Below are 15,922 nucleotides of genomic sequence, written 5' to 3'. Positions count from 1 at the left end.
GGTGAGCCACGAACTCAGCGAGAAGCTGTCAGCGCAATTTGAGCGGCGCCCATCGCGACGAGGTCCTCCAATTCGTGAACTGTCCGTATCTCGCACTCTTTTAGTATGCTTGGGATCGCCGAGGCTTCGATTTGGGTTTGCGCCTCTGCCCAATATCCAACAAGTTTGAGGGTGCCCCCGCCGACTGAAAGACGATGTGGGTTCAATAGATTGATGATTCCCCCAAGTGCACGCCCAAGAGCGCGTCCTCCTTCCGCAATCACTTCTAATGCCGCCCGATGACCCTGTTGGCTTAACAGTGCTAACTGGTTTGCGTCAACGTTAAGTCTATTGGCCATGTAGCGTCCGCCAGCGATGTCGTCGAGTCTTTGCCACTGTGAGCCAGATGCCTGCACTGGCCAATATCCAAGTTCGCCAGCCCACCCCCTTGCACCGCGGAATACTTTGCCGTCGAGCATAAGACCACAACCAATGGCAGTACCCACCATAACGGTGACGGCTGTCTTGTCACTAGCCAAGTCAATTACAGTAGCGTGTAGTGCTGCATTCGCATCGTTTACCAAGGAAATCTGGTCGACTTTTTGGCAAAGCAGAGTATTTGCTCTCCACCCAGCAAGTTTCGGCAAGACATCACAGGCAACCACAGTATCGTTTTCGACGACGCCAGGTACAGCGATGCCAATTACAACACCTGGTTCGGCGTATTGCCCAATAAAATCCTTCAAGATATCCCTTAGATCAGCAGCACCGAAATCGGGTCCGGTTTCGAACCGCAGGACGTGATCTCGATACCTCAGTAGTAGCTTTGTCCCACCAAGATCAACTCCTACGGCGGACTGGAAAACCTGATTCATCATGTTTTACCTCAGTAGAGTTGTGTCCGCTTTTGGCCTATAGCGTTGAAAAACGTGGGTTAAACGGAATTCGCCAGCCTGCCAGAAACTATGGTCAAATTTGTTATAATAATAGTTGGCCCGAAGCACGGGGCCTGCCTGCCCGAATTGGCGAAGCCGCAAATGGCGCGTGTGGAAAGAGAGTCTCAGTGACCTGGCTTTGTCTGCCGTGGTCTTTGACGGGCACATCGACTTGACGGCATTACTTAGCGAGGTTTCAATGCGAACTCATTTCACCACCAACAGTATCGACCGGCTAAAGCGCAACGCCAAAGACTTGCGTCGCAGCAATCCCTTACTGAAGCAAAGTCAAGCTCTTGACCATATAGCGCAGCAAAATGGCTGGCCAAACTGGGCACTACTCCAAAGGAATTCTGTCACTCCTAGGCTTGAATTGACTCTCCAGCCTTTTAAGCTTGGTTCTCGAGGAGTATTTTTCCTTAAGATTGCCATACGTGACACAAAAACATGTGCCGAATTGGAACGTGCTGGCGGCCTTTCATTCTACTTGCCACGCATACCCTCCAACTGGCTAATCCGCCGCTTCACTGCGGTCCGCGACTACAAGCCAGACCCATACCTGAGTTTTGTTCATGAACGACCACGAGGCAAATTCGTTAATGGCAAATTTCTCTGCATCGTCTCGACTAATGGCGTTCAAGAGCCCGAGATTGAAAACGAAATTAAAAAGGGATTGATGCCAATTGGAGCACAGCTTTGGGATGCGGCTATCGCAATGGCTGAGACTTCTCTTACACCTTCACCCATAGCTACCAATGTTCGACTCTTCTTTAGCCGACCCGGCACTAGCGATGTTTATCAGATAGAAGAGCAAACATTCGAAACACTGGAGGCAGCAAAGAACGCCACGCTGCCTTTAAGGGCTCAGCCTATTGGTATATCTGGGCCGGAAGGATGGTGCTCTTTCAGCCGTCATTTGGCTGGCAGACTCCGCAGTAGTAAGGATTCCCGTCAGTACAAAGGCTGACTCTGTATATCCATAATGCGAATAGCGCTGCATCCGCATAACCGAAAGAAATTGCGGATGACCGCTACTGGCTGATTATGTTGAAAAACTCTGCTGAATTGTAGAACCGTCACGTCGTTCTGGTGTCTTATCCTCATCAACGGAGATGTGCATCATGATGGGTCAAGCTACGGTTCAGGATCAGCTCTTCTACGCGTTCAACCTTGAGGACCATGTCCCACAAGGCCATCTCCTGCGAGGCGTTGACCGCTTTCTCGATCTTGGCGAGCTACGCCAGCATCTGGCGCCGTTCTACAGCCACACCGGCCGACCTTCGATTGACCCCGAACTCATGATTCGTATGCTCGTGATCGGCTACTGCATGGGCATCCGGTCTGAACGGCGACTTTGCGAAGAGGTTCACCTGAACCTGGCCTATCGTTGGTTCTGCCGCCTTGGCCTTGAAGACAAGGTTCCTGATCACTCCACCTTCTCCAAGAACCGACATGGCCGCTTCCGGCAGAGCGACGCGTTTCGCTTCGTCTTCGAGACCGTGTTGCGCCGGTGCATGAGCGAAGGTCTGGTTCAAGGTGAAGGGTTCGCCGTTGATGCCAGCATCATCAAGGCCGATGCCAATCGGGCAGGCAAGATGCCCAGCTCAGAGCTCGTCAATTGGCGTCAGGAGTCTCGGTGCAGTCGTGCTGTGCGCGAGTATCTAGAAGCATTGGATGCCGCTAATCCGGTGACCAAGGACGCTCTCGAGGCAACACCTGGCGCAGACGTTGCGCCTCGGAATATCTCTCCGACTGATCCTGCTGCACGCTGGACTGCCGCATCGGGTGGCCCTGCGTTCTACGCTTACTCCACTAACTACCTAATCGATCTGTCAGCCGGAATCATCATGGATGTTGAGGCCACACCGGCGCACCGCACGCGGGAGGTGGAATCTACCCGCACCATGATCGACCGAGTCGAGCAGCGCTTCGACATTAAACCTCAGCGCCTGGTGGGCGACACCGCTTATGGAACCGCACCGCTGCTGGGTTGGATGGTCCAAGATAAACAGATCGAACCCCATGTTCCGGTATGGGATAAGACGGTTCGCAAGGACGGTAGCCTGTCGATCGGCGAGTTCCAATGGGTGCCTGAACGCAACGAGTATGTCTGTCCGGAAGGACATGCACTGCGCAATGATCGACGCCAGTTCACCACGCCGCGTACACGCATCACCAAGGCAGACACCGTGATCTTCCGCGCGAGTCAGGCTAATTGCACTTCCTGTGTGCGCAAAGAGCATTGCTGCCCCAACACGTCGTTCCGCAAGATCGCGCGCAGCATTCATGAAGACGCGCGGGACGTGGCACGATCGATCGCTCAGACACCGGAGTACAGCCAGTCGCGCAGGCAGCGAAAGAAAGTGGAGATGCTCTTCGCACACCTCAAGCGCATCATGAAGCTAGATCGGCTCAGGCTGCGCGGGCTTAGCGGTGCGCGCGACGAGTTCTTGCTGGCTGCAACGGCTCAGAATCTGAGAAGAATGGCGAAGTGGCTGATGCCAGGGGCAACAAATGCAGGATTGAAGATCGCATGAGGTAGGCAGAGAGGTTTGCCTTGCGATCTACTCGCGAAAACTCGATCATGAATCCTGCGCAGCTGCCGCCGCCAAAAAATTCAAAGCGAGTTTTTCAACAGAATCGGCCGAAAGCGGCGGTTCCAGTCCTAACCCTAACGCAACTGACAAAACACGTCAGATCAAATCTAAGTCAACACCTATAAAAAAAGCCACTCCTGGGACAGGAGCGGCTTTTTCTGCTTTCAGCAGTCGCTGCTTATCAGCCAGGAATACGATCCAGAATGCGCTGTGCTTCAATACGCACCCGCTCAGGTGCGGTGCCACCGATGTGTTTGCGTGAAGCCACCGAGCCTTCCAGAGTCAACACGCCAAAAATATCCGACTCAATACGGCTGTCGAACTTTTGCAGTTGCTCCAGGCTTAGGTCTGCCAGGTCGCAACCCAGTTGCTCGCACTCACGCACGGCCAAGGCCACGGTTTCGTGGGCATCACGGAAAGGCAGGCCTTTCTTGACCAGGTAGTCGGCCAGATCAGTAGCAGTCGCAAAACCTTGCAGCGCTGCGGCGCGCATGGCTTCTGGCTTGACCTTGATGCCGGAGATCAGGTCTACAAAAATGGTCAGGGTGTCGCGAATGGTATCAGCCGAATCGAACAGACCTTCCTTGTCTTCCTGGTTGTCCTTGTTGTAGGCCAGCGGTTGGCCTTTCATCAAAGTCAGCAGGGCAATCAGGTGACCATTGACGCGACCGGTCTTGCCACGGGCCAGTTCGGGAACGTCGGGGTTTTTCTTTTGCGGCATGATGGAGCTGCCGGTGCAAAAACGGTCAGCCAGATCAATAAAGCCCACGCGTGGGCTCATCCACAGCACCAGCTCCTCGGAGAAGCGGGAGATGTGCGTCATGATCAGGGCGGCAGCGGCGCAGAATTCGATGGCGAAGTCGCGATCCGACACAGCGTCCAGCGAGTTGCGGCACACATCGTCAAAGTTCAGCAGCTTGGCAACCATTTCACGGTCGATCGGGTAGCTGGTGCCGGCCAGTGCGGCCGCGCCCAATGGAAGGCGGTTCACGCGTTTGCGGCAGTCTTGCAGACGCTCGGCATCGCGCTGGAACATTTCGGCGTAGGCCAGCAAATGGTGGCCAAAAGTAACGGGCTGTGCCACTTGCAGGTGGGTGAAACCGGGCAAAATAGTGTCTGCCTGAGCCAGTGCCAATTCAGCCAGCTTGCGCTGCATCTGGGCCAGCAGGTCCAGGGCAATGTCGATTTCGTTGCGCAGCCACAGGCGGATATCGGTGGCGACCTGGTCATTGCGCGAACGGCCGGTGTGCAGGCGCTTGCCCGCATCGCCAATCAGCTCGACCAGACGTTTTTCAATGTTCAGGTGCACGTCTTCCAGATCCAGCAACCACTGGAACTGGCCTTGGGCGATTTCGTCCAGAATCTGGCTCATGCCGCGTTCAATGTCGGCCTTGTCCTGCTCGGTGATCACACCGACGGCAGCCAGCATGCTGGCGTGGGCCAGGGAACCCTGAATATCAAAGCGGGCCATGCGCTTGTCAAAGTCCACCGACGCTGTGTAGCGTTTGACGAGGTCAGAGACGGGCTCGGAAAAACGAGCCGACCAGGCCATGGCCTTATTGGCGAACTGGTCTTGGGAAGAGGAGGGGGTGTTTGATGACATAGAGGGCAATTATAGTGGATCGGACGGGCTGACGCAGGTCATCCAGTCCCGCAGGAAACAGACGCTGTGCAGTATATTAGATAGTTTTCAGACTCTAGGAAACCATGCGAGCCCTTTTTGGGGCTGGCTGGACAAGGAAGAATACATGGAGCAAGAACGCACCTTTGCCGATTTGTTGGGATGGCAATGGATCGAAGCGTATTTACCGCAGGATCGCTGGGTACAGATTTTGGCCGGTTTGGCCATGCTGACGGTGCTGGTCTGGATTGTCAGCTGGTTGACCAGTTCCGTACTGTCGCGCCTGGTGCGGCGTTTGCTGAAAGTGGCGGGCAAGGACGATTGGGCGCGTGCCCTGGTCAAGAAGCGCTTTGTGCGCAATGTGGGCTATGCCGTGCCCTTGCTGGTGGTCAGCTCCAATCTGACCTTGCTGCCCCTGGCCAAGACCTTGCTGGAAATCATAGAGCGGGTGGCCTTGCTGGGCTTTCTGGTCTTTCTCATCATGGCGATTGTCAGCCTGTTGGGGGCCTGGCAAGAGGTCTACGCCAATTCCAGCAAAGGGCGCACCAAGTCCATCAAGGGCTATGTGGAAGTGGCCAAGATAGCGGTGTGGGCGATTGGCATTATTGTCATGATCTCCATCATTCTGGATCAATCGCCCGTTCTGTTGCTCTCCGGTCTGGGTGCCTTGTCGGCGGTGCTCTTGCTGGTCTTTAAAGACACTTTGCTGTCGCTGGTGGCCAGCACGCAGATGAGCACCAATGACATGTTGCGCATCGGCGACTGGATCGAAATGAAGCAGGCCGGGGCGGATGGTTTTGTCATTGATATGGCGCTGCACACGGTCAAGGTCCAGAACTGGGACAAGACCGTCACCACCATTCCCACCTACAAGCTGTTCTCCGAGAGCTATCGCAACTGGCGTCAGATGTTTGAGTCAGGCGGCCGCCGTATCAAGCGCACGTTGAGCGTTGATGCCTCCAGCGTTCGTTTTTTGACGCCGACTGAAGTCGATAGCCTGTCACGCTTTGCCTTGCTGCGCGATTACCTGAACGAGAAAAAAGAAGATCTGGAGCGTTCCAATCAGGAATTGAGCCGTGCCGGTCTGGATGCGGTCAATTACCGCCGCCTGACCAATCTGGGTACCTTCCGTGCCTATTGCATGGCGTATATCAAGCGCCATCCTGAAATCCATCAGGACATGATTCAGATGGTGCGCATGATGGAGCCCACGGCGGACGGTATTCCTATCGAGGTGTATTGCTTTACCAATAAAACCGCCTGGGTGGACCACGAGCGCATCCAGGGCGATATTTTTGACCACATTCTGGCGGTGCTGCCTGAGCTTGGCTTGCGTCTGTTCCAGTCGCCTACCGGTCGCGACTTGAGCCTGGGCTTGAGTCTGGCAGCAGAAAGTCATCGCCCGTCCTTGCCGGGCGCTGCCAAAGATCCTCTTTAAATTTGACGTGCGAGTAACCATGAAACAAATTACGGCCATCATCAAACCCTTCAAGCTGGATGAAGTTCGCGAAGCCCTGGCAGAGCTGGATGTTAACGGCTTGACCGTGACTGAAGTGAAAGGCTTTGGTCGTCAAAAGGGCCACACCGAGCTGTATCGCGGTGCCGAATATGTGGTGGATTTTCTGCCCAAGATTCGTGTGGACATCGTGGTGGCGGCCGATCGCTGTGATGCAATCATCGAAGCCATTATCAAAGCCGCCCATACGGGCAAGATTGGCGACGGCAAGATTTTCGTGACGCCGGTCGAGCAGGCTATCCGTATCCGTACTTCGGAGAGCGGTCGCGACGCCTTGTAAGGGGGTCGCAGTTGGGCTGGTTTGGACAGTAGTTATGGAAGGACAAGCTGATGCGATATGAAAAACTAGGGTCGGCACCACGTGTTTCGCGTGTAGGCCAAGGCAGTTGGTATGTGGAGCAGGCCGATTGGGCGCAGAGCGTGGCCGCGTTTCAGGCCGGGCTGGACGCGGGCATGAACCATATCGACACCGCCGAGATGTATGGCGATGGTCAGGCAGAAACCTTGATCGGTCAGGCCCTGCAAGGTTGTCGGCACGAGGCGTTTCTGGTGTCCAAGGTCTTGCCCTTCAATGCGAGCCGTCAGGGTGTAATCCGCGCTTGCGAGGCCAGCCTGAAGCGTCTGGGTACGGACTACCTGGATCTGTATTTATTGCACTGGCCCGGTCAGGTTCCTTTGGAAGAAACCTGCGCAGCCTTTGACAGGCTAGTTCAGCAAGGCAAGATCAAGCAATGGGGCGTCAGCAATTTTGATGTGCCGGATCTGGAAGAGCTGTATGACATCGTTGGGCCGGGTGAAATTGCCTGCAATCAGGTCTTGTATCACCTGAACGAGCGTGCCATTGAACACGCAGTCATCCCCTGGTGTCAGCAGCATCAAGTCAGCGTGGTGGCTTACAGTCCTTTCGGTCACGATGATTTTCCCGAGCCGGACTCTCAAGGCGGGGCCTTGCTGGCCGAGATTGCCAGCCATTATCAGGCTACTGCGCGGCAAGTGGCTTTGGCTTTTTTGCTGCGTGACCCCAATGTGTTTGTGATTCCCAAGGCCTCGCGCGCGGTTCATGCCCAGCAAAATGCCGCTGCCGGGGATCTGGTGCTGCAGCCCGAGCATATTCAGGCATTGGACGCTCAGTTTCCTCGCGGCCCCAAGCCTGCTTATTTACCGATGATTTGAACGCAAGAGGAACGGCCCCCAAGCCTGGATGAAATCCAAGGCTTGGGGGCCGTTTTTCACGAGCCCTTGCTTTGCTTAACTGGCGAAGTAGGGCTGACGCTTATTCTTGAAGTACAACCAGGCCAAAGCCAGCATGACTACCGCCGAGATCGGCAGCGTCCAGGTATTGACCCCATACCAGCCATACACGGCCAGTACGCGGCCCGAGGTGAAGGAGGACAAGGCCACACAGGTAAAGATGATGAAGTCATTCAAAGCCTGCACACGGCCACGCTCTTCGGGGCGGTAGCAGTCCACCACCATATTGGTGGCACCGATGAAGCCGAAGTTCCAGCCCAGACCCAGCAAGATCAGGCTGACCCAGAAATGCGGCACCGTCATGCCCAGCAGCGCCACAATGCTGGCCAGTCCCAGCAAGAGCACGCCCGCAAAGGTGACGGGGATCTTGCCAAAGCGCTTGATCAGATTGCCGGTAAAGAAGCTGGGGCCGAACATGGCCAGAATATGCCACTGAATCCCCAAGGTGGACTCTTTCAGGCTATGGCCGTGCATCACCATGGCCAAGGGCGAAGCCGTCATCAAAAAGTTCATCAGCACATAGGAAGCGACTCCGGCCAAGAGCGCAATGATGAAGTAGCTATTGGAGGCAATCTCGCGTAAGGGGCGTCCGGTGTAGGGGATTTTCTCTTGCTGATTCCGTGTGCCCGGTGCCAGGCGCAGGCCAAAGGCGAAGGGCAGGACCAGGGCTGCCAAGACTGCTTGTGCCAGGAAGGCGGCGGCAAAAGGGTGCTCCGGCCAAATGTCCTGGGTATGGATAATGGTCTGGGTGGCGATAATCGCGCCCAGCAGCCCCCCGGCCATGACCCAGGAAATGGCCTTGGGGCGGAAGGCATCACTGGCGTCATCGGCCGCGGCAAAACGATAGCTTTGTACGTAAGAGGCATACAGCCCGGCCAGCAGAGTGCCCACACAGAACATGACAAAGGACAGGCTGTAGATCCCGGCGGCGGCCAGCAGGCCCGCCCCTATGCCCAGCAAGGCACCGATGATATAGCCACCCTGGCGCCCCAAGCGGCGCATCAGGTAGGCCGCTGGCAAAATGCCCACAGCCAGACCCAGGTTGAAAATACCTACCGGCAAGGTCGCCAGGTCCGGGCTGCTGGCCATTTTTTGGCCCACCAGACTGCTGAGTGCGACCACCAAGGCCGGGTTTGCCCCGCCTAATGCTTGCATCCCGGAAAGAATAAAGGCGTTGCGTCGGCTTGGATCGGCTTGCGTGGACATGGTCTGGTTCTGTATATAACTTTGTTTTATTAGCTAATGCTGAATTTGAGCTAAACCAGTGTAGCACCGCGTGCCCAGAAGGCTGGCATAAAGGATTCGGCCACCAGGAGGGGTTGACCGTGCCGCCAGAAGACGGAGCAGCGCGACAGAATCTGCTGAGCCTGCGGAACCGGCTCGCCACTGGGATTCAGGGCGCGCTCAATCGTGCGAAAAAAGCTCATGCCGCGATTCAAACGGCAGCTTAAAAAGGCGGAACGTTGTATCTGGGCATCGTTATAAAGCATGTCGGCCAGCGGACGGCTACGCAGCCGCCGTATGCCTTGCCAGACGCTGTGTGAGGCGGGCAGGGGAGTGAAACTGCGGGCAATCACGCAGCGGATTCCGTCCACCGCCATGGACACCTCGCGTATCCAGGCCAGCGTGCCTGGCGGCTTTTGAATCAAAGCGGCTTCTTGCGGGTTCAAGCGGCAAGCGTATTCGCTGACCACTTCCAGATCGACCTTGCCCAAGCGGCGCAGACCGCCAGTCAGGGCGCCGGGACGGTGTAGCCAGTACTTTTGAGCGGGGGTAGCAGAGGGGTGAACGTGCTCATGCCAGGGTTTTTTTGTGCTGGAGGGAAATTTCATGTCCTGTATTATCGCCAAAGCCATAAAATAGCGCTCATGGAAAAAGAACGTATCTCAAAATTAATGGCCCAGCGCGGCATGTGTTCACGCCGTGAGGCGGATGCTTTCATCGAGCGCGGCTGGGTTCGTGTGGACGGTCAAATCGTCTCTGAACTGGGGAGCAAAGCCTACCCCAATCAGAAAATCACACTGGAAAAACAAGCGCGTCAGCGTCAGACCCAACGTGCCACTATCTTGCTGCACAAGCCCGTGGGCTATGTGTCGGGGCAAGCCGAAGCTGGTTATCGCAATGCGGTTTCCCTGATCGGCGCTTCTACGCAGTACAAGGGTGGTCGCGGCAGCCAGCGCTTTGATCCGGCGCATTTGCGCGGTCTGGCGCCGGCTGGTCGTCTGGATATCGACTCCACCGGATTGCTGATTCTGACTCAGGATGGTCGTATTGCGCGGCAGATTATTGGTGAAGACTCGGTCATCGACAAGGAATATCTGGTGCGTGTAACCGGCAAGCTGAGCGAGCGTGGCCTGGAACTGCTGAACTTTGGTTTGAGCCTGGATGGCAAGCCCTTGCTGCCCGCCCAGGTGTCCTGGCAGAACGATGACCAGCTGCGTTTCATTTTGCGCGAAGGCAAGAAACGCCAGATTCGCCGCATGTGTGAACTGGTCGGCTTGAAAGTGGTGGGTCTGAAGCGCGTGCGTATTGGCGATCTGGTGCTGGGCGACCTGCCTATGGGCCAGTGGCGCTACATGAAAGAATCCGAGAGCCTGGCCTAAAGGCAAAGGGGCGGCTTACAGCCCCGAGTGACGAAGTTGAAAGCTGGCCTTGTCATCCTGGGCCAGCGTTTTTGTTAACCACGGCATGCTTTGTTCCAGAGCTTTGAGCAGCGTCCAGGGAGGATTGCTGATGAACAGGCCACTGCCATGCAAACCCAAACCATTTTTGGCCGGAGCACGAACCGACAGGCTGACATGCAGCCAGGGCGTATCCAGTTGCTCCAGCTTGCGTTGCAAGGCTTGTACTTCGGGCCGCTGCACAATGGGATACCACACGACAATACAGGCTTGAGCAAAACGCTTGAGCGCGTTTTTGACGCTGTTCAAGACCTGCTGGTAGTCGGATTTGGCCTCGTACGAGGGGTCCATTACCACGATGGCACGTCGCGAGGGCGGCGGTAGCAGGCGTCCCAACTGTTCAAACCCATTTTCCGGATACAGGCGCACCCGACGGTTTCCCTGGGGGAATAGTTGCGCCACGTTGTCGCTCAAGACTTCGAATTCAGATGGGTGCAGTTCAAAGCCGTGAAAGCTGTCCTGCGTGCGCAAGCGCTCCAGCGCCAGCCAGGGCGAACCGGGATAGTAGCGCGCGGTACCGTCCGGGTTCAGGTCGGCAATGGCATCAATATAGTGTTCCACCAGCTCCGGGTAGTCGTCCTGCTGCAAGACCCGGTCCAGGCCGTCGTAGAACTCGCCCTTGGTTTGCGCCCAGTCGTGCTCCAGATCATAGATACCGGCACCACAGTGGGTATCGATGATGCTGAAAGCGCTGTCTTTTTGAGCGTAGTAATTAAAGATATGCAGCAAGGTGGCGTGCTTGAGCACGTCTGCATGATTGCCAGCATGAAAGGCGTGACGGTAACTGAACAAGAGAAATCCTGGTGTTGCGGTTTAATTAAAGAGTGTCGGGGCGAATGGTGGTGACTTTATCAGTGAAAATGCCATTGCACCCCCAATCGAGCAGTTCGCGCACCCGCTCGGCATCGTTCACGGTCCAGACAGCCACGGTGTAGCCTTTTTGTCGAATTGCCTGAACCAAAGCCTGAGTGACAAAGCGGTCATTCAGATTCAGACCCATGCAGCCCAGACGCTCCAGACGTTCGGGCCAGTCGGCCGGAACATCTTCTTCAATCAGCAGGGCACGGGGCAGGGTGGGGGCGGCTTGTTGGGCTGCTTCCAGAGCCTCTTCAGAAAAGGACGACAGCAGCGGCGGCAAGCTGGCCTGCGCCCACAAGGCTTGGGCGGCCAGGGCGACCAGTCGGCCCGTTTCGGCTTCGTCCCCGGTAGTCGGCTTGATTTCGATATTGCTGTGAACCTGATTGGCCAGGGTGAAGGCGGCTATCGAACTTAATGTGGGCATGGGCTCCCCGGCGTAGGCCGAGGAATGCCAGGCACCGAAGTCCAGGGCGGACAGCTCGGCCAAGGTTAGCCTGGAGGCAATACCCTGACCATTGGAAGTACGGTCCAGCTCGTCATCGTGCAGCAGCACGGGAACCGCATCACGGCTCAGTTTGACGTCGTACTCCATCATGCGAAAACCGTTCTGGGCACCGACCCGAATGGCGGCCAGGGTGTTCTCCGGGGCAATCTTGCCGGCGCCACGGTGGGCGATCAAAGCAGGGTAGGGCCAGTGATGATTCATTGAAGACATGGCGGACTCGCAAGAGGCGTGATAAAAAGCCAATGTACTATTTTAACCGGGGCTGTACACTGTACGGTTTTCATATACGGTATATTTTCAGGCCGAGCCGGCTCACCGGCCTGATGCGCCACCCGCAGCGCCCTGCTGCAAGCGAAAGTAGGTGATGATTAATGTTCGAGATTATCCGTAAGAACCAACGCGTCATGCAGCTGGTCCTGTTAGTGTTGATTTTGCCGTCTTTTGTACTGATCGGCGTCAGCGGCTACTCCAGCTACGTTTCGGGCGATAGCGATATTGTCAAAGTTGGCGATAGCGCCATTACGTCCCAGGAATTTGATCGTGCGCGCCGCATGCAGCTGGACGATATGCAGCGCAACAATCCTTCCGGTTTTGATCTGGCCCAGGCTGACAGCCTGGAAAGCCGTCGTGCATTGCTGGAATCCTTGATTGATCAGCGTGTACAAATTGAAGTGGCTACTGCCGCTCGCTTTAACGTCTCCGACATTGCGCTGCGCGACTACATCGCCACTATGCCGGAATTTCAGGAGAACGGTTCTTTCTCGCCCGCCCTTTACAGCCAGGTTCTGGCTTCGGCAGGTATCAATACCCGTGATTTCGAGCAAAGCCAGCGCGGCCAGATGGCCCTGCAACGCGTGCTCGGTCCCGTGGCTGCCAGCTCTTCCATGCTGCCCAGCGTGATGAACAAGCTGGAAATCGCCCTGACCGAAGAGCGTGGTGTACGCACACGCAGCTTCCTGACTCGTGATTTCGAATCCAAGGTTCAGATCAGCGATGCCGATCTGCAAGCCTGGTATGACGCCAACAAGCAATCACTGGAACTGCCCCAGCAAGTCAAAGTGGAATATTTGCTGCTGAATGAAGCGGCAGCCTCCAAGGATCTGGCGACGCCTACCGACGATCAGCTCAAGCAATACTACGAGCAAAACAAGGCTCGTTACGTGCAAGCTGGCCGTGTGAACATCAGTCACATTCTGGTGACATTGCCTGCCGGTGCCTCCGATACCGAACGTGAAGCGGCCCAGACCAAGGCTCGCGAACTGGCTGAAAAAGCCCAGGCCAATAAAGAAGGCTTTGCCGACCTGGCCCGTGCCAACTCCCAGGACGAGGGTAGCGCCCGTGAAGGTGGCGAATTGGGCTGGATCAGCAAAGGCTCCTGGCCGTCCGTGCTGGAAAGCGCTGTATTTGCCTTGAAAAAAGGTGATGTGTCGGGCGTGATTGAAGGCCCCAACGGTTTCCACATTTTCAAGAGTAACGAAGTTCAGCCCGAACAAGGCGAGTCCTTCGAGCAAGCTCGCAGCAAGGTGCAGGACGAAGTGCGCAAGCAGCTGGCTTCCGAGCGCTTTGCCGATATGGCCAGCAAGCTGACCAATCTGGTTTACGACAACGAGGACAATCTGGAAGCCGCCGCCAATGCCTTGGGCCTGACTCTGAAGCAGGCTGAAGGCATCAGCCGCCAAGGTTTGATTCCTGCTTCGCAAGTTGAAGGTGAGCTGGCTGCCGCCAAGAGCCCTGATGCAGCCGTGCTGGATGACAGCCGTGTTCGCCAAGCCTTGTTCAATGCCGAAACTCTGGCTTCGCGCAAGAATGCAGGCGTTGTAGAAGTATCGCCTGACACCTTGATTGCCCTGCGCGTCACCGACGTCACCGAGGCTCATGTGCCTGCACTGGATAAAGTACGCACTATTGCTGAGGAAAACCTGCGCCGTGAAAAGGCGGCTGCCTTGGCGGTTCAGGCCGGTGAGGACTACCTGAAGCAGTTGCAAGCGGGTGCCGAACCTGAGAACTTCTCGGCCCAGTTTGCCGTGAGCCGTGCGGAATTCCCCGAGATGGACGAAGCCTTGCTGAACAAGGTTCTGGCCAACCCCGTGGACAAGCTGCCTGCCTATGTGGGTGATCGCCAACCCCAGGGCTACACCGTGGTGCAGATTCTGAGCCATGAGCCCGGCAAGTCCGGCAACCCTGGGCTGGACATGCTGACAGCACAGTTGACCCAAGCCATGGCCCGCACGGAGACCCAGGCCGTTCTGCAAGCCATGCGTGTGGAAGAGAAGGTTCAGATTCTGCCAGAAGCAGAAAAAGAGTTGACCTCCACAGGTGAAAATGAATAAAGCGGCTTGAATCAGAGCCTGTAACCCTGGAGCCAGCAGGCTCCAGGGGTGTTTTTCAAAGAGCATTCTGATGAATCACACTGATATTTCCCTGGTACGGCGGCGCCTTTTAGGCGCCGCAACTGTTTGGGGCCTGACGGCACCGTACTTGGCCTATGCTGCGCCTGGGCAGGGCACCTTTATCGAGCGCACCTTGCATCGCCCTGTGCCAGGCGGGGTGGCAGTGCTGGACCTGGGAGCGGGTGGCTTAGCGCCGGTGGTGCACTTTAATGGCAACCGTGTGCTGGTGATTCAGGATGCTGATCAGCGTTGGAAAGCGATTGTCGGACTGGACTTGAAAACCCAAGCAGGCCAGTACAGCATATCCGTGCAAGGACAGTCGGGCGTAGCGTTTCAGGTTGGCAGCAAGCGTTACCGCGAGCAGCGCATCACCCTGAAAAACAAGTCGCATGTGAATCCGGACCCGCAGCAGCAAGCCCGTTTTGAGCGTGAATACGAGGAGCAGATGCAGGCATATGCCAGCTTCCGCACAGAAGGCCCCAGCAATGTGGTCTTTGAAAAGCCGGTACCGGGTCGCCTGACCAGTCCTTTTGGTTTGCGCCGTTTCTTCAATGGTGAAGAGCGTAATCCACATTCGGGCCTGGACTTTGCCGCGCCTACCGGCACGGCGGTCAAAGTGCCTGCTGACGGGATTGTCACCATTGTGGCGGATTACTTCTTTAACGGTAAAACCGTATTTGTGGATCATGGTCAGGGCCTGATCACCATGTTCTGTCACTTGTCGGCTTTTGATGTGCGTGTGGGTGATCGTGTCAGCAGGGGCGATGTGGTGGCGCGTTCCGGCGCAACGGGCCGTGCGACTGGCCCTCATTTGCACTGGAATGTCAGTCTGAATAACGCACGGGTGGACCCCGCCATCTTTATTGGTGCATTCCAGGCCTAGACAAGGCCTGCAAGGTTTTTCATGATCATCGGTTCGGCATATCGACGGGGCTTGCGAGACAGCGCCTCAATCGCCCTGGGCTATGTCCCCGTTGCGATTTCCTTTGGCTTGACTGCTGTGCACGCAGGCTTGTCGCCCTGGCTGGCAGTCATGGTGTCCCTGATCGTGTACGCGGGGGCCAGTCAGTTCATTTTGATCAGTCTGCTGGTGGCAGGCGCCGCCTATCCCAGCATTTTGGGTATTGTGCTGCTCATGAACCTGCGCCATGTGTTCTATGGCCCAACCTTGATGGGCTTTTTTACCGGCCCAAGAACTGTCTCCAGTCTGTTCATGGCTCCTGGCCTGACCGATGAGGTCTTTGCCGCTTCTGCAGCCGGAGTAGCCCGCCAACCGGCCCAGGAGCAGGAGTCCTGGTACTGCGGCTTGCAACTGGGCTCTTACCTGTCCTGGGTGCTGGGCACCGCCGTGGGGGCCTTCTTCGCCAGCGATTTGCTGGGTCAATCTCCCGTGCTGGAAAAGACGCTGGGTTTTGTCTTGCCCGCCTTGTTCTTTGCCCTGTTGCTGGAAATCCGCCGATCTGCACCTTTGCCGGTGTTGGTGGCTGCCGCTGTAGGGGCTGTTCTGGCCATGGCTTTCTTGCCATCGTATCTGGCGATTATTGTCGGCATGCTGGCCGGTGGTTTGATGGCCCTGCGCCGCGCTTAAG

General features: G+C 56.4%; 15 protein-coding genes. 9 read left to right on the top strand and 6 right to left on the bottom strand.

Features of this window, described 5'->3' with window-relative positions:
- Nucleotides 1-14 precede the first annotated feature (14 nt).
- Nucleotides 15-857 (bottom strand): ROK family protein, encoded by an 843-nt coding sequence (locus NBV64_RS10810; RefSeq protein ID WP_250755764.1) that lies wholly within the window; start codon nt 855-857, stop codon nt 15-17.
- Between the two features lie 166 nt (nt 858-1,023).
- Here NBV64_RS10810 and NBV64_RS10805 point away from each other — a divergent pair, with 166 nt between their 5' ends.
- Nucleotides 1,024-1,881, top strand: coding sequence for a P-loop NTPase family protein (locus NBV64_RS10805; RefSeq protein WP_250755763.1), 858 nt, complete (start codon nt 1,024-1,026; stop codon nt 1,879-1,881).
- A gap of 154 nt (nt 1,882-2,035) precedes the next feature.
- Nucleotides 2,036-3,451, top strand: a complete 1,416-nt coding sequence (locus NBV64_RS10800) for an IS1182 family transposase (protein ID WP_250755761.1) — start codon at nt 2,036-2,038, stop codon at nt 3,449-3,451.
- Between the two features lie 241 nt (nt 3,452-3,692).
- On the opposite strand, the gene argH is transcribed toward NBV64_RS10800, so the two are convergent.
- Nucleotides 3,693-5,114: an argininosuccinate lyase gene (argH, locus tag NBV64_RS10795; RefSeq protein WP_115633758.1), complete on the bottom strand. Its 1,422-nt coding sequence runs from the start codon at nt 5,112-5,114 to the stop codon at nt 3,693-3,695.
- Nucleotides 5,115-5,259: 145 nt separating this feature from the next.
- Between argH and NBV64_RS10790 the strand changes: the two genes are divergently transcribed.
- From NBV64_RS10790 to NBV64_RS10780, 3 genes are read left to right on the top strand one after another with little or no spacing between them, the layout of a single operon-like run.
- Nucleotides 5,260-6,570 (top strand): mechanosensitive ion channel family protein, encoded by a 1,311-nt coding sequence (locus NBV64_RS10790; protein WP_060185150.1) that lies wholly within the window; start codon nt 5,260-5,262, stop codon nt 6,568-6,570.
- A 19-nt stretch (nt 6,571-6,589) separates the two neighbouring features.
- Complete coding sequence (locus tag NBV64_RS10785) at nt 6,590-6,928, top strand: P-II family nitrogen regulator (RefSeq protein WP_003799650.1); 339 nt, start codon at nt 6,590-6,592, stop codon at nt 6,926-6,928.
- A 50-nt stretch (nt 6,929-6,978) separates the two neighbouring features.
- Nucleotides 6,979-7,821: an aldo/keto reductase gene (locus NBV64_RS10780; protein ID WP_250755759.1), complete on the top strand. Its 843-nt coding sequence runs from the start codon at nt 6,979-6,981 to the stop codon at nt 7,819-7,821.
- Nucleotides 7,822-7,896: 75 nt separating this feature from the next.
- Here the strand turns inward: NBV64_RS10780 and NBV64_RS10775 are convergent, their stop codons facing one another.
- Nucleotides 7,897-9,105, bottom strand: a complete 1,209-nt coding sequence (locus NBV64_RS10775) for an MFS transporter (protein WP_250755758.1) — start codon at nt 9,103-9,105, stop codon at nt 7,897-7,899.
- A gap of 50 nt (nt 9,106-9,155) precedes the next feature.
- The gene (locus NBV64_RS10770; protein WP_250755756.1) at nt 9,156-9,731 is read right to left on the bottom strand and encodes a chorismate--pyruvate lyase family protein; all 576 of its coding nucleotides are present in this window, start codon (nt 9,729-9,731) and stop codon (nt 9,156-9,158) included.
- A gap of 36 nt (nt 9,732-9,767) precedes the next feature.
- On the opposite strand from NBV64_RS10770, the gene NBV64_RS10765 reads away from it, so the two are divergent.
- Nucleotides 9,768-10,502, top strand: coding sequence for a pseudouridine synthase (locus NBV64_RS10765; RefSeq protein WP_009457119.1), 735 nt, complete (start codon nt 9,768-9,770; stop codon nt 10,500-10,502).
- Nucleotides 10,503-10,517: 15 nt separating this feature from the next.
- Here NBV64_RS10765 and NBV64_RS10760 read toward each other — a convergent pair whose 3' ends face one another.
- Together NBV64_RS10760 and ugpQ are read right to left on the bottom strand one after the other, a co-directional pair.
- Nucleotides 10,518-11,372, bottom strand: coding sequence for a 23S rRNA (adenine(2030)-N(6))-methyltransferase RlmJ (locus tag NBV64_RS10760; protein ID WP_009457117.1), 855 nt, complete (start codon nt 11,370-11,372; stop codon nt 10,518-10,520).
- Between the two features lie 25 nt (nt 11,373-11,397).
- Nucleotides 11,398-12,144, bottom strand: coding sequence for a glycerophosphodiester phosphodiesterase (gene ugpQ, locus NBV64_RS10755; RefSeq protein WP_009457115.1), 747 nt, complete (start codon nt 12,142-12,144; stop codon nt 11,398-11,400).
- 170 nt (nt 12,145-12,314) lie between these two features.
- On the opposite strand from ugpQ, the gene NBV64_RS10750 reads away from it, so the two are divergent.
- The 3 genes from NBV64_RS10750 (at nt 12,315) to NBV64_RS10740 (ending at nt 15,921) form a co-directional block, all read left to right on the top strand.
- Nucleotides 12,315-14,273 carry a SurA N-terminal domain-containing protein gene (locus NBV64_RS10750; protein WP_021446540.1) on the top strand — a complete coding sequence of 653 codons (1,959 nt, stop codon included), beginning with the start codon at nt 12,315-12,317 and terminating at the stop codon, nt 14,271-14,273.
- Between the two features lie 70 nt (nt 14,274-14,343).
- On the top strand, nt 14,344-15,216 hold the full coding sequence (locus tag NBV64_RS10745; protein ID WP_250755755.1) for a M23 family metallopeptidase: 873 nt from the start codon (nt 14,344-14,346) through the stop codon (nt 15,214-15,216).
- Nucleotides 15,217-15,237: 21 nt separating this feature from the next.
- A complete protein-coding gene (locus NBV64_RS10740) occupies nt 15,238-15,921 on the top strand; it encodes an AzlC family ABC transporter permease (protein WP_009457111.1) in 684 nt (227 codons plus the stop codon).
- Nucleotide 15,922 lies beyond the last annotated feature (1 nt).

The organism is Alcaligenes sp. DN25, assembly GCF_023674485.1.
Classification (GTDB): domain Bacteria; phylum Pseudomonadota; class Gammaproteobacteria; order Burkholderiales; family Burkholderiaceae_B; genus Alcaligenes; species Alcaligenes phenolicus.
Note: the sequence above shows the minus strand (reverse complement) of the source record. Positions and strands in the feature narration are given on the sequence as shown.